Here is a 14,690-nt window from a genome sequence, read left to right as displayed (position 1 = left end):
GGACAACTAAGATAATATAGTCCAAAAAGAGTTAGTGTAAAAACTAACTCTTTTTATGCTTTTAAGATTATTCTTCATCAATCTTTTCAAATATTAAATCAAAAGTTTTTGGCTGACCATTATTTCCATAAAATGAAGAGGGAATAGCATTAATATATCTCCAACCTTCATTTGAATACTTTTCAATTAATTCTCTATGATTTGGTTCAGAAAATAGTCCTCCAACCTTAGCTTCAATATACAAATATTTAAATTGCATTAAAATACCTCCATTTTAAAGAAAAATACATTTACTAAGTATATGTTACGTACCTATTTAAATATTAGTAGAATTAAAAAAATTTATAGAAGTATTTAATATTATAGCTTTTAAATAATATCCTCGTAAATAAGTATATTAAATGAAAAAATAAAACTAAAAGATAGACTTACAATAGGTAAAGGAAAAGCTTTAAGAGGGTATTTAGAAGTTATTAAGTATAAAAAGATAATATATTAAATAATAATAGATGGATGAAGATACTTTAAAAATCAGTAAAAATTTAGTAAAATATAAATAGAAAAGGTTTTCATGAATAAAAAGGGGGATATAGAAATGAAAAAATTGATAAATAAACCAGAAGAAGTTTTAGAGGATATGTTAGTTGGATTAGAATATGCTCATGAAGATTATTTAAGACGATTAGATGGGTATGATGTTTTAGTAAGAAAAAATGCACCTATAGAGGGTAAAGTTTCATTGATAAGTGGAGGTGGCAGTGGACATGAACCAGCCCATGGAGGATATATTGGAACAGGAATGTTAGATGGAGCAGTTTGCGGAGCAGTATTTACATCACCTACACCAAATCAAATTTATGAAGCTATAAAAGCTGTTGATAGTGGGAAAGGAACTCTTCTTATAATTAAAAATTATACTGGGGATGTTATGAACTTTGAAATGGCTAAGGAAATGGCTGAGATGGAAGATATTAAAGTTGAAGCTGTTATTGTAAATGATGATGTAGCAGTGGAAGACAGTCTATATACAGCTGGAAGAAGGGGGATTGCTGGAACAGTATTTGTTCATAAAATAGCTGGAGCAAAGGCTGAAAATGGTGGAGATTTAAAGGAAGTTAAGGAGATTGCAGAAAAAGTCATCAAAAATGTTAGAAGCATGGGGATGGCACTAAGTTCTTGTATAGTTCCAGAAGCAGGGAAAGCTAACTTTTCTCTAGCAGAAGATGAAATTGAAATAGGAATGGGGATTCATGGGGAACCAGGAACTCATAGGGAAAAAATAGAAACTGCAGATAAAGTAGCAGAGCAATTAGTAGAGAAGATTTTAAAGGATATAGAGATTAAAGAAAATGAAGAAGTAGCTGTAATGGTAAATGGACTGTCAGGAACACCTCTTATGGAACTTTATATAATTAATAAAAAGGTTAGAGAAATTTTAAATAGCAAAAATATAAAAGTATATAAAACTTTTGTTGGTGAATATATGACATCTTTAGAAATGGCAGGATGTTCAGTGTCAATTTTAAAGCTTGACAGTGAATTAAAAGAGTTATTAGATGCTAAGGCAGACACTCCAGCATTTAAAGTAATATAAAACAGGACAAGCCTAAAGGAGGAATTGAAATGGATAGTAAAAAGGTAATAGAAACTTTAGAAAATATAACGAAAAAGATAGATGAAAATAAAGGATATCTTAGTGAATTAGATGCAGCTATTGGAGATGGAGATCATGGTATAAATCTAAGTAAGGGTTTTAATGAAGTAATAGTAGCAGTAAGAAATGATGAAAATCTATCTGTTGATAAGATACTTAAAAAGGCAGGAATGACACTTGTATCTAAGGTGGGAGGAGCATCAGGACCTCTATATGGAACTGGATTTATGAAGGCATCAATGATTATTAAAGATAAAAATGAAGTTAACATTGAGGATTTCATAAAAATGTTATCTGTTGCATTAGAGGGAATAAAGATGCGTGGAAAGGCTATTGAAGGTGAAAAAACAATGATAGATTCAATGGCACCTGCAATAAGAGCTATGGAAAAAAGTTTTAATGAAAATAAAAGTGAAAAAGAAATTATAAGTAAAGGTGTAGTAGGGGCTAAAATTGGGGTTGAAAAAACTAAGAAGATGATTGCAACAAAAGGAAGAGCAAGTTACCTAGGAGAGAGAAGCTTAGGGCATCAAGATGCAGGAGCAACATCATTTACACTTTTACTTGAAGGAGTTTTAGAGAGTATATAGAAAAAAATTACAGTTAGGAGGATGAAAAAATGGTTGGAGTAGTAGTGGTTTCTCACAGTGAAGATATAGCAAAGGGAGTAGTAGAACTAACATCTCAAATGGCAGGAGATGTAAAGATAATTCAGGCAGGAGGAACTTTTGATGGAAGAATAGGAACAGATGTAGAAAAAATAATAAATGGAATAGAAAGGGCATATTCAGAAGATGGAGTAATAATGCTTTTTGATTTAGGGAGTGCCTTAATGAATTGTGAAATGGCAATAGAAATGTTAGATGATAAATATGATAAAGAAAAAATTTTAATTGTTGATTGTGCATTAGTTGAAGGAGCATTGATCGCAGGAGTATCAAGTTGCATTGGAAAATCTTTAATAGATATAAAAAAAGAATTAGAAGAAGTAAAGTTAAATAAAATAAGTTAGTGAGTACCTTGGTGAGGGGAAAATAGTAATTAACAAGCCTATGGAATTAATTTAATATTCCATAGGCTTGTTAATTATAAAAATGACTCTGCTGCAAAATAGAAAGCAGTTATATGTATGAAGAAAAGTAATTTTAAATATTTAACTTAATTTTAAATAAATATGAATTTATAGAAAAAATTAGAAATTAAGCGTAATATGGATACATAGTAGTTTGATAACAATATTAAATAAATTTATAGATTTTATTTTAAGGGGAGATGAATTTGGATGAAGTGTAGTTGGTGTAATAGAGAAACATCTAATGAAGATTCGATAAAAGTAAATATTGATTTTAATAATTTATATATGTGCTGTGAAGAATGTAAAGAAAATTATGAAGCTTATTATAAATATGCTATGAAAAATCAAGGGAAGTTTATAATTTTAGTTTTAGTTGGGAGTATTGTAATAGTTCCATTTGCAATTTTATCATCAGTATATAGTAAAATTAGTTTACTAGAAATTGGTGGAGGTATAGAATGTGTGTGGTTAGGACTTGTAATGATAAAATTTCCTTTTGCTACAGGATATACAACAAGAGAGATGGGAGCTAAAAAAGCTAAAAAACTTGTTATAAAAATAGGAAAGTTCTTATTAGGAGTAGGAATAATTTTATTAATCTTAGGTATCATAATATTTTTTGTATAGATAGAATTTCTTAACTTATGAATATAGGTTATTCATATATATATTTTAGAATAATTTAAAAACCTTGAGGCAAATCAGCTTCAAGGTTTTTATTATCGAAAAGACTTTTAAATAATATCATCGTAAACAAGTATGATAAAATAAAAAAAATCTCAAAATATGTAATTTAAGAAAAGGATATCACACTAATTAATAGAAATATATCAATGAGAGAAAAATGAGAATGAGAGGGTAAAAAAATGAAAGCAAACGAGAAAGAATTAATAAGATTTTTAGAATCTTCAGATACTAATTTTGTTATACCAGTTTATCAAAGAAATTATGATTGGAAAAAAGAACAGTGTGAACAGTTGTATGATGATTTAGTAAGAATGATAAGAAACAATTATAAAACACATTTTTTTGGAACAATTGTCTCTATATATAATGCTGATGCGAAGACTAGAGAATATTTAATTATAGATGGGCAGCAAAGAATAACAACTGTATCTATATTATTAGTAGCTATATATAATATTTTGAATAGTGGAAGATTAAGTTCAGCAGAGATAATTAAAGAAAAGGTATTAAATCAATATTTAGTAAATCCTTATAGAAATGATGAGAGTAAAATAAAGTTAAGGCCTATAAAAGAAGATAGAAATGTATTTATAAAATTATTTGAAGATGAAGAACTAATAGAAGATTCTAATATAACAGTAAATTACAGATATTTTTATGAGAGAATAATAGATGGGGAAATTACAATAGACCAATTATATTCAGCAATAGAAAGACTTATGATTGTAGAAATTGAACTGAAAAATGAAGAAGATGATCCACAACTTATATTTGAAAGTCTTAACTCAACAGGATTAGATTTAACAGATGCAGATAAAGTAAGAAATTTTATTTTAATGAATCAAGGAGCTAAAAAGCAAGAGATATTATACAATAAGTATTGGAACAAGGTTGAGAAAAATACAGACTATAAAGTATCTCAATTTATAAGAGATTACTTAACAATGAAAGAAAATAAAATTCCTAATATAAATAAAATATATATTAATTTTAAAAGATATATTGAGGTTACTGGAATAGATATAGAAATTTGTTTAGATGATATGTTGAAATTTTCTAAATACTATAGATATTTAAATAATAATTGCACTGGAATAAAAGAAGTGGATGAAATAATAGAAAATATAAATAGATTAGAAGTTACAGTGTCATATCCTTTTTTATTAGAGGTATTTGATGATTATTTTAAAGAAATTATAAATAAAAATCAGCTTATAGAAATAGTTAAGATTATAGAGGCTTATATTTTTAGAAGAATAGTTTGTAAAGAGCCAACTAATGCTTTAAATAAAGTATTTATGAGTTTAGGGAAAGAAATAAAAAAGATTAATAACTATGAAAGTGGATATGTTGAGATACTGAAATATATTTTAGTAAATAAGAAGTCATCTCAAAAATTTCCTAATGAAGATGAGTTCAAATTAAAGTTCCTAGAATGTGATGTATATAATTGGAAAAGTAAAAACAAGATTTATTTGTTAGAGAAGCTTGAAAATCATAATAACAATGAAAAAGTAGATATACAAAATTTAATTACAGAGGGAGTCTTAACTATTGAGCATATTATGCCACAAACACTTACACCTCAGTGGAAAAAGATGCTTGGTGAAAATTATAAGGAAGTATATGAAAAATATATAGGAACTATTGGAAATCTAACATTAACAGGATATAACTCTAACATGAGCAATAAAGCATTTATTGAGAAAAGAGATATGAAGAATGGCTTTAAAGAAAGCCGATTAAAATTAAATAAATATGTAGCAGAACTAGATCAGTGGAATGAAGAAAAAATAAACACTAGAGCAAAGAAATTACTCCAAGAAGCTATTAACATATGGGAGTATCCAATTGTTAATTACACTGTAGAAAACGAAAATAGCAATATATTTAGTTTAGAAGATGAAGACGATTTTACAAATACAAAAATAGATAAATTTAAATTTAAAGATGAATGGATAAAAGTAAAGAATTGGGCAGAACTATATGAGAATATATGTTTAATGTTATACGATATCAATCCAGGAGTATTTATAAGATTAACAAAAAAGAGTTTAGATAAAGATTTTATTAGTAAAAGAGTTTCTAATAAAGAGAAGGGGTTTAGAAGCCCACTAAAAATATCAGAAAATATTTATATAGAAAAAAACTTAAGCACAGAAGCAAAACTATATACATTAAGAGTGATTTTTGATGAATATGGAATTGAGCAAAGTGAATTATTATTTAGTATTAAATAATTGTAAAAACCTTGAGGTAAATTAGCTTCAAGGTTTTTATTATTGAAAAATACTTTTAAATAATAACATTGTAAATAAGTAAAATGAATAAAAGATATTAGGTGTTAGATAAATATGTAATATATACAATAAATTGAATATATAAATTTTAGGAATGATATAATAGAAGCAGGAAGATATATTTATTACAATCCTAATCAAATAATATAAAAGAGGGATGTTAAATGATAAGTATGAAGAATGAATTATTAAATTTAAATAGAGTTATAGATGAGCTATGTTCTGAGAAGAATAATTTTTCTGAAAAAGAAATAGAAAAAAGAAAGAAGAATTTAAAAAGAACTTTTAAAAAATATTATGATTCTAAAAATATTTCTTTTAGTATAGATGTGTTGGATTTAGATAAAATTAATATAGAGACATTTATGAGTAAAAGAAATGAAAAATATGAATTAGGAGTTTGTAATATTGAAGTTTTAAAAATACTTGCATGTTATGGGACAAGTAAGTTAGGAATATTGCAAGAAGAGACATTATATCAAAAAATATTTAAATGGGATGTAAGAAAAAAATTCACAATGAATATTGATGAACTATGCTATATAAGTTTGATAATAACGTCAAAGGAAGTAATAGCATATGAGTTAGATAATTATTTTAGAGTGATAAGAATTAATAGAAATTTTTTTAATGAAATTGGAGAGATAAGTTTTAATCCTTATTGTAGTTATGGAAAACGTGTAAGATTTATATTTAGTAAAAATAATCAATACAACGGGGTTTCATTTAATTGTGAAACAAAGGAATATAATGAAATTTTCAAAATTTTAGTATATTTAAAACCAGATATAGTGAGGTTAAAAAGCAATCCATATTAAAGCAGATAAACAATATATTTAAGATATAAAAAGATGTTATTTACAAACTTAGATTTAAGGAGCATGATATGAATCTAGAAAAATTTATATTAAATTCAGTAAAAGAAAAACAAGAATTTAAGAATAGTGAAATTAAATTTCCATTAATTCAAAAGATTGAGAATGAAGATTTAGATGTATTTATAATCTTTGTATATATTGGAGACAAAGATACAAAAAATGTTTTAGTTATAAGTCCATTAGGTGGAAAAAATATAAAAGAGAATTTAATGAAAAACATAGAAGGAACTAATATTTGGTATAAAAAATATATATCGAAGAATGATATAAAATTTAGATATTATTTCTCTATCAATGACTCATTAGATAATAATTGGTGCAGTAGAATTAAAAATAGAATGTATGATAGACTTAATAATTTAAAATTAAAATTTGATGATGAAACGGTAATGTCCTATGTAGTTATGCCAAAGTGTAAAAATATATTATATAAAAATGAGAACTTAAATAATGGAAAATTAATAAAGCATAATATTTATAGTAATTTTTTAAAAGAGTTTAGAAATCTAGTGATATATAATCCTTATGAAATTAAAGATATAACTAAAGAGTGTGGAGTGATAGTTTTCTTAGATGGAAAAGAACATATTGATTTATTAAATGCTAATTTAATATTAGATAAATTAAATTCAGAACATAAAATACAACCTATAATTGGAATATTTGTTGAATCAAATGAGAAGAGTAGAAGTAGAGATTTAAGATATAATAGTATGTTTGAAAAATTTATAATAAATGAAGCAATACCTTTTGTAAAAAGAAAATATAATATAATTATAGATCCACATAAAAATATTATAACTGGATTTAGTTTAGGAGGAATGATGGCAACTTATATCGCTTTAAGAAATAGTGATATTTTTAGAAATGTAATTTCACAATCTGCATCATATCATTTTAAAGTAAATACTATGAAAAAAGAAATAAGAGATTGCAATAATAAATTGAATATCTATATGGATGTGGGAATATTAGAAGATAGAAATATGATGATTAATCCAAATAATAAAATATATAGTATTTTAAGAAAAAAAGGATTTAAGATAAAATATGAAATGTTTAAAAGTGGACATGATTATTTATCATGGGGAGAATTTTTATATAGAGGGTTAATATTTATTGAGGCAAATTAGTTTCAAGATTTTTTATTACTTTAAAAACTTTTAAATAATATTCTCGTAAATATATAATAAAATAAAAAACAATAAAAGAGTCAATCAGAACTAAGAATTTATTGGTGCATAGTAATATTCCACATAAGTATACAAGGGTAAAGGAATTTAGAAGTATTGTTCCAAATTTCATTTAAAGTTGATGGTATTATAACCCATTTTGGATGTATAATATAATATATGGATTATTATGAGTTAGTTTAATCATAATACGCCTACTCATTTAATCAAAATTCTGTGGGAGAAATGTATTATTACTTGAGGATACTGGAGGAAATATGGAAAAAGAAATCATAAATAAAATAAAAGTAGAAATTAGAAAAAGATGTGATAGTCCTGGTAATTTTTTTGGGAGTGGTAGCTATCAACATATAGAAAGTGTTGCAAAACATGCTGTTGAACTTGCTAAACATTATAATGCTGATGTTGAGGTCTGTGAAATTGCAGGGTGGTTACATGATATTGCGTCTATTACCGATTATAGTTTGTACAAGGAACACCATATTCATGGAGCCAATATAGCGGAGGAGATTCTTAATTTTTATAACTATCCTAAAGATAAAATAGAGTTAGTTAAATTATGTATATTAAACCATAGAGGAAGTATAGAAAAAGAGAGAATATCACAAGAAGAGATATGTCTAGCAGATGCAGATGCTATTTCTCATTACGATAATTTACCATCATTATACTATTTAGCTTTTGTCCAAAGAAAACTTAATATCGATGATGGTACTAATTTTGTTAAAAACAAGCTTGATAGAAGCTATAATAAAATGTCTAGTGAGAGCAAAGAATATTATAAAAACAAAAGAGAACTGATACTATCTATATTAGAGAAATAGAATAAATCTTAAAGGTATTTGCTTTAGGGTTTATTATTGGAGAAAAAATGGGATGAATAAGAAGTTAATTATAATAAATGGAGTAATGGGTGTAGGTAAAACTACTATAAGCAAAATGCTTTATAAGGAACTTGAAAATTCATTTTGGTTAGATGGAGATAATTGTTGGATGATGAATCCATTTAGAGTAAATGATGAAAATAAAAATATGGTTTTAAATAATATAGGATATATGATTAATAATTTTATAAAAAATTCAACTAGTAAATATATAGTGTTTAATTGGGTGATTCATACAGATGAAATAATGAATGATATTTTACAGCAGATTAATATAGAAAATGTTGATGTATATAAAATAACTTTAATGTGTTCTAAAGAAGAATTGATTTCAAGAATAGAAAAAGATATTAAAAATGGATTAAGAGATATAGAAAATATAAATAGAAGCTTAGAAAAATTATCTTTATATGATGAAATGGATACTATTAAAATTGATACAACAGATAAAGATTTTAAAATTATTTTAGAAGAAATAAAGGATATTATATTAGAATAAAGTATATTTAAAATAGAGAAGAAATTGTAAAAATTGTTTTTAAAATAACTGATGGGGGAAAGAGATGTTTGAGTATAAATTTATAGAAGTACCATTAAAGGGTGGTTTTAAAGTGAAAAAAGGGGATAACTTTCAGGTATGTAAGGATATTCTTAATAAAGAAGCAAAAGATGGGTGGAGATTAAAACAAATAGTAGTACCACCAACAGATAACACAGGAGTATATTGCCCATATGCTTACCAAATAATATTTGAAAAAGAAGTTGTTTAAAAGAATTAGTATAAAGCTAATTCTTTTTTATTTTTGAATTATACATTTAAATAATATCCTCGTAAATAAGTATAAAAATAAAACAATATAAAATACTTCTTTTAAGTAATATATAAATTACAAATGCAATATATATTTGACATTTTATATAATAAATGGTATAAAATAAATAGGGGGTATTGAGATGAAAAATAAACGTTTAAAGATAGCAAGAATAGAACTAGATATGAAACAAGATGATTTAGCAAAAGAAGTAGGAGTTACAAGACAAACTATAGGGATGATCGAATCTGGAAGATATAATCCAAGTTTAAATTTATGTATATCAATATGCAAAGTATTAAATAAGACATTAAATGATTTATTTTGGGAGGAAGAATAATGAAAAAAATTATTGATGAGAGAGTTATTAATGAGAAGAGGAAAATTACCAATGAAGCATTTTCTTTAGTAATGGTATTTCTTATAGGATCTATATTGGTGCAACAATATGTTTTTAATGCACCTTTTAAAGAATACATTGTAGAGTTTATTTGTTTCTTTGGAGCTTTAATTTATATAATGATAAAAAATACGTTGGTAGGAAATAAACTTATTTCTGAGAATATAAATAAAAAGAAAACTATAATAGTAAATAGTATAACTACTGGAGGAGTTATATCAATTATAACTATTTATAGAATGATTGATACTACAGGAATTACTAGTGAGATAATTCCAACTGTAATAACTACATTTTTGGTAGGTGCATTATCATCTGTTATAGCATTTTATGCTATAACAAAATTAAATGAGCATAAAGTGAAAAAAATTGAAGAATCCTATGATGAGGAAGATAGTTAATAGTTTTATAGATAATTATTAAAATAAGAATACTAATTTAATCAATTATAAGAAAAATGATAGAAATTAAGGATTAAAAGTAGTGTAAAATTAAGGTTGAGATAGTGTAAAGACTATCTCTTTTTTGTTATAATGTGAGTGTTTAATCTAAGGAGGAAAGAGAAGAATGGGAAAAAAGATTTATTTAGTGGAAGATGAAGTAAACTTAGGTCTATTATTAGAAAAATACTTAACAGTAGAGGGATATGAGGTTAAGATTTTTAATAATGGAACAGATGCTTTAATGCATGTAAATAGCTCTCCTGATTTATGGGTTTTAGATGTTATGTTACCTGATATAGACGGGTATTCTTTAATAAAAGAAATAAAAAAAATAAATGAGGACGCTAAAGTTTTATTTATGTCAGCAAGAAATAAAGAACTTGATAGAGTGTTAGGCTTAGAACTTGGAGGAGAAGATTATATATCAAAACCATTTCTTCCAAGAGAGTTAGTTATAAGAGTAAATAGAATATTAAATAGAAGTGAAAAGAATACTTCTATTATTACATTAAAAGATTATACTATAAAGAAACTTCAAAGAACTGTATATAAAGATTCAGAAGAGATACAGCTTACTAATAAAGAATATGAAATGTTATTATACTTTGCAGAAAATATTAATATGGTTTTATCAAGAGAACAAATTTTAAATAAAGTTTGGGGAGATGACTATTTTGGATCAGACAGAGTAGTGGATGATACTATGAGAAGAGTAAGAAAAAAACTAGATGGATTAAATATATCTACAGTATATGGCTATGGCTATAAACTTATCTTAGGGAATTAACTATGAGAATATTTAAAATAAAATCGTTATATATGAGAATTTGGATAACTTTTACGATTGCTATAATAGGAATAGTTTTTGTATTAACGATTTTATATTCAGTTATATTTAGAAGACTTCAGCTAGAAAATAACGTTAGATATCTTATAAATACTCAAGATAATATTATAAAAGAAATTAATGGTGATACCTTTGATAATGAATATGCATTAATTTATAAGGGCATAGGTTTAGAAAGTTTTATAGTTGAAACTGAAAACAATCAAAGAAAGATAATAAATTTAGATGGAAATTATGATAGTGATGATATTAAGTATTTTAATAGTAATATACGCGATATATCAAATGAAGCAGAGCTTTGGATGGCTTCTTATGCTAAAGATCCAACTTATAAAAATAAGGTATTTATAGAAAGACGTAAATTTGGAGATGCAGAGAAGAGTTATGTATTTGTAATAAGTAATGTAGTGAATTCACAGAATAAAGAAGAGTATATAGTTACATATACTGAAGGAAATGAAACAAAGGCTTTAATATTTATTCTTATATCTATAGGAATACTTTTTATAATTATCAGTTTTTTTGTAGCAAAATTTTTAGCTGGATATATAACGAAGTATTTAAAAAGTGTAGAAAGCTATGCTAAGAAGGTTTCAAGAAAAGAGTGGGTAGAACCTTTAGAGGTAACCACAGATGATGAACTTGGAAGTTTAGTTCATTCTATGAATAACATGAGAATAGAACTTGAAAAGGTAGATAAGGAAGAAAAGATATTTTTCCAAAGTATATCCCATGATTTAAAAACACCAGTTATGATAATTCAAAGTCATGCAGAAGCTTTAATTGATGGAATGTATATAGGAAGCGTAGAAGAGACAGCAGAAATAATAAAGAAGGAATCACAGATTTTAGAAAAGAAGATAAAGCAAATTTTATATTTAAATACATTAGATTATATGTTAGCTAATGATAAAGAAATAAAAGAATTAGATTTAGAGTATTTATTAGATGAAATTTACTATAAATTTAGATTTATAAATAAAAAAATAGATTGGAAATTAAATTTAGAAAAAGAAACTTATATTTATGGTAATGAAGAAAAGTTAGTAACTGCTATAGAGAATATAATAGAAAACTCTTTAAGATATGTAGAAAGTGAAATAGAAATAAAACTCTATAAAAATGATAAGAAAATTATAATAGAAATTTTTAATGATGGAGAAAAGATAAAGGAAGAAGATTTAGAAAATATTTTTGATAATCTTTATAAAGGTAAATCAGGAAATTTTGGATTAGGACTTTATATTACAAGAAAAATTATAGATTATTATAAAGGAACTATATATGTAAAAAATGAAGAAAATGGAGTGAGATTTTTTATAGAATTTGAAAATCACACAAAAATCACATAAAGTTCCCATAAAAAATAGAATTTGATTATATACACTAATACTACAAACCTATTGAATAATAGATAATAGGGTGAAGAGGTAGATTATTAGGAGTGATTAAATTGAATAAGTTTCAAAAAAAGAGTATGAGATTATTTTTATTGAGTTTGATAATAGTTATAGTAGCAGCAATAGGAATACTTTTTTCTATAGTAACAGGATTTGCAACTAATTTAGGGTTTATAAGACAATATGTATACTCTTCTGATATAGGGATAGCAGGAGCAGTAATTATAGGAGCAACTTTTTGTATATTTATATTTAGAAGAATTGTAAGATATTTAGATATGGATGAACTTTTAGATGCGCTATTAAAGCTAGGAATTAAGATATTACAAAAAATCCATATTCCATTAGCAATGATAGGATTTGCAGTAATTTCATTTCATGTGTACATATTTATTAACTTAGGATTTAAATGGACATTAGGATATATTTTTGGGGCATTAGCAGCTATAGATTTATTAATTCTTGTAATTTCAGGAGTATTAAGAATATTCAATAAAGGAATTAAGAGTCATAAAGTCTTAGGAATGATATTACTAGTCTTAACAATAATACATATTGGATTAGTTAAATTCTTCCCATTATTAATGTTATAAGATATAGAAATTTAGAAACAGTAAATTTGGATTTCTATAAAGTTATACATTACTGATTAATTTTAAATATATATTAATTAAAATAAAAATAAGAAAGTGAGATAAAACTCACTTTCTTATTTTGTTTTATAAAATTTTTAGTATAAAGAATTTATTTTATATACATTTGCATTGGATAAGATAAATATTCTACATTATCAAGTTTTTCAACTGTAATATATCCTGGTTTTGCATTAATAATAGTTGGAATTCTATTTACTATAGTTGCACAAGTATGTTCTACAGTTGCTGGCTTAGTAACAAAGAAGGAAGTATCTGGTTCACCAATTATTTTCCAATCACACATATCTCCATCATCAGCGCCATAAACTTTACCAATACATTGAGTTTCTATTATAGGCCCTTGGAAAGTTTCAGTTGTAACTACAGCACTCATTCCAATACAATTTCCTTTAGGAATTGTATCTCCCATAGTTTCAGAATATAAATCCTTATCATAGAAATAAGGTACACATTTTTGTGTTTGAGATTTTATAGTCCATCCCATTTTTGAACAAAGAGTTTCATTAGAGTTCCATACATATGAAGGTTCTAAAACTTCAGGATGAGCAATTTTTTCTTCAAATTCTTCTGGTGTAAGGCCAACACCATGAGCTTGAGCTAAAGCTAGTCCATAATCTTCTACATTGTAGCTTACAGCACCTTCTATTTTAGTAATGTTATGAACACCACCAGCTACACAGCCAATCATGTTTATCCAATAAATATCTTGCATTCCAGATCCAACGATTGTACAGTTATTTTCCTTTGCAAGTTTATCTAATTTATTTGTAATAGCAGAAGCTGTTGTCCAAGGATAAATAGCTTCCTCACAAGTAGTAACTATATTAATACCTCTTTTTGCACATTTTTCAAAATGAGGTAAAACATCATCCATAAAACTAAAAAGAGTTACGATAGCAATATCAGCATCACATTGGTCTAAAACTTCATCAGCATTATTGCTTATTTTAACACCTAATTTAACACCTAGTTCTGCAAAATCTCCAATATCCATTCCAACTACTTCAGGATTAACATCTATAGCACCAACTATTTCAGCACCTTTTTCATATAAGTATCTTAAAGTATATTTTGCCATTTTCCCACAACCATATTGAATTACACGAATCTTTTCTTTATTCATAAAAAAACCTCCTACAAAATAACATATAAAAATAAGTTTTAATATTCTTAGTAACTGTTTACATATTTAAGTATAGAGGTTGTAGTAAGTATAAGGTCAATACTTAGCGAATAAAATACTTATTCTTGTTTAATTGGAATTTGTAATCTTAAATACATTTCACGTTCTTTTTCATTAGTAAAAGGAATATCAGTAATAGTTTCACATAAGTAATCACCACAGGGAATATAACCTCTTGAATACACCTCTTTTAAAAGCTTTTTAGCATAATGTACTTCATTTTCAAATTTATCACAATAAATACTTAAATACATATGAGCAGGAACTTCTTTAATAAG

17 protein-coding genes and 1 pseudogene are annotated in these 14,690 nt (G+C 25.6%); 15 read left to right on the top strand and 3 right to left on the bottom strand.

Going from position 1 to position 14,690, the window contains the following annotated elements:
• Positions 1-67: 67 nt before the first annotated feature.
• Positions 68-259, bottom strand: coding sequence for a DUF4177 domain-containing protein (locus Q0W06_RS16915; RefSeq protein WP_297638454.1), 192 nt, complete (start codon positions 257-259; stop codon positions 68-70).
• 336 nt (positions 260-595) lie between these two features.
• Here Q0W06_RS16915 and dhaK point away from each other — a divergent pair, with 336 nt between their 5' ends.
• The 15 genes from dhaK (at position 596) to Q0W06_RS16840 (ending at position 13,166) form a co-directional block, all read left to right on the top strand.
• Complete coding sequence (dhaK, locus tag Q0W06_RS16910) at positions 596-1,594, top strand: dihydroxyacetone kinase subunit DhaK (protein WP_297638451.1); 999 nt, start codon at positions 596-598, stop codon at positions 1,592-1,594.
• 29 nt (positions 1,595-1,623) lie between these two features.
• A complete protein-coding gene (gene dhaL, locus Q0W06_RS16905) occupies positions 1,624-2,244 on the top strand; it encodes a dihydroxyacetone kinase subunit DhaL (RefSeq protein WP_297638448.1) in 621 nt (206 codons plus the stop codon).
• 29 nt (positions 2,245-2,273) lie between these two features.
• The gene (gene dhaM / locus Q0W06_RS16900; protein ID WP_297638446.1) at positions 2,274-2,666 is read left to right on the top strand and encodes a dihydroxyacetone kinase phosphoryl donor subunit DhaM; all 393 of its coding nucleotides are present in this window, start codon (positions 2,274-2,276) and stop codon (positions 2,664-2,666) included.
• 270 nt (positions 2,667-2,936) lie between these two features.
• Positions 2,937-3,356 (top strand): hypothetical protein, encoded by a 420-nt coding sequence (locus Q0W06_RS16895; RefSeq protein WP_297638443.1) that lies wholly within the window; start codon positions 2,937-2,939, stop codon positions 3,354-3,356.
• A 239-nt stretch (positions 3,357-3,595) separates the two neighbouring features.
• Positions 3,596-5,656, top strand: a complete 2,061-nt coding sequence (locus tag Q0W06_RS16890) for a DUF262 domain-containing HNH endonuclease family protein (protein WP_297638440.1) — start codon at positions 3,596-3,598, stop codon at positions 5,654-5,656.
• A gap of 224 nt (positions 5,657-5,880) precedes the next feature.
• Entirely contained in the window at positions 5,881-6,534 is a 654-nt protein-coding gene (locus Q0W06_RS16885) for a hypothetical protein (protein WP_297638437.1), read from the top strand.
• 68 nt (positions 6,535-6,602) lie between these two features.
• A complete protein-coding gene (locus Q0W06_RS16880; RefSeq protein WP_297638435.1) occupies positions 6,603-7,727 on the top strand; it encodes an alpha/beta hydrolase-fold protein in 1,125 nt (374 codons plus the stop codon).
• A gap of 317 nt (positions 7,728-8,044) precedes the next feature.
• Positions 8,045-8,611, top strand: coding sequence for an HD domain-containing protein (locus Q0W06_RS16875; RefSeq protein ID WP_297638431.1), 567 nt, complete (start codon positions 8,045-8,047; stop codon positions 8,609-8,611).
• Positions 8,612-8,663: 52 nt separating this feature from the next.
• On the top strand, positions 8,664-9,170 hold the full coding sequence (locus Q0W06_RS16870; protein WP_297638428.1) for an AAA family ATPase: 507 nt from the start codon (positions 8,664-8,666) through the stop codon (positions 9,168-9,170).
• A gap of 64 nt (positions 9,171-9,234) precedes the next feature.
• Complete coding sequence (locus tag Q0W06_RS16865; protein ID WP_297638425.1) at positions 9,235-9,441, top strand: DUF4177 domain-containing protein; 207 nt, start codon at positions 9,235-9,237, stop codon at positions 9,439-9,441.
• A 184-nt stretch (positions 9,442-9,625) separates the two neighbouring features.
• The gene (locus Q0W06_RS16860; RefSeq protein WP_297638422.1) at positions 9,626-9,823 is read left to right on the top strand and encodes a helix-turn-helix transcriptional regulator; all 198 of its coding nucleotides are present in this window, start codon (positions 9,626-9,628) and stop codon (positions 9,821-9,823) included.
• Positions 9,823-10,284, top strand: coding sequence for a DUF6773 family protein (locus Q0W06_RS16855; protein ID WP_297638419.1), 462 nt, complete (start codon positions 9,823-9,825; stop codon positions 10,282-10,284). The genes Q0W06_RS16860 and Q0W06_RS16855 overlap by 1 nt, the downstream gene beginning before the upstream one ends.
• A gap of 166 nt (positions 10,285-10,450) precedes the next feature.
• Positions 10,451-11,113 (top strand): response regulator transcription factor, encoded by a 663-nt coding sequence (locus Q0W06_RS16850; RefSeq protein WP_297638416.1) that lies wholly within the window; start codon positions 10,451-10,453, stop codon positions 11,111-11,113.
• A gap of 2 nt (positions 11,114-11,115) precedes the next feature.
• On the top strand, positions 11,116-12,525 hold the full coding sequence (locus tag Q0W06_RS16845) for a HAMP domain-containing sensor histidine kinase (protein ID WP_297638414.1): 1,410 nt from the start codon (positions 11,116-11,118) through the stop codon (positions 12,523-12,525).
• A gap of 101 nt (positions 12,526-12,626) precedes the next feature.
• Positions 12,627-13,166: a hypothetical protein gene (locus Q0W06_RS16840; RefSeq protein WP_297638411.1), complete on the top strand. Its 540-nt coding sequence runs from the start codon at positions 12,627-12,629 to the stop codon at positions 13,164-13,166.
• A gap of 151 nt (positions 13,167-13,317) precedes the next feature.
• Here Q0W06_RS16840 and Q0W06_RS16835 read toward each other — a convergent pair whose 3' ends face one another.
• Together Q0W06_RS16835 and Q0W06_RS16830 are read right to left on the bottom strand one after the other, a co-directional pair.
• Positions 13,318-14,352 carry a dihydrodipicolinate reductase gene (locus Q0W06_RS16835; protein WP_297638408.1) on the bottom strand — a complete coding sequence of 345 codons (1,035 nt, stop codon included), beginning with the start codon at positions 14,350-14,352 and terminating at the stop codon, positions 13,318-13,320.
• Between the two features lie 119 nt (positions 14,353-14,471).
• Positions 14,472-14,690 (bottom strand): annotated as a pseudogene (locus Q0W06_RS16830) (MerR family transcriptional regulator); the annotation flags it as partial.

The organism is uncultured Clostridium sp., from assembly GCF_947072515.1.
In the GTDB taxonomy this organism is placed as follows: domain Bacteria; phylum Bacillota; class Clostridia; order Clostridiales; family Clostridiaceae; genus Clostridium.
This window is presented reverse-complemented; position numbering and strand designations above follow the sequence as displayed.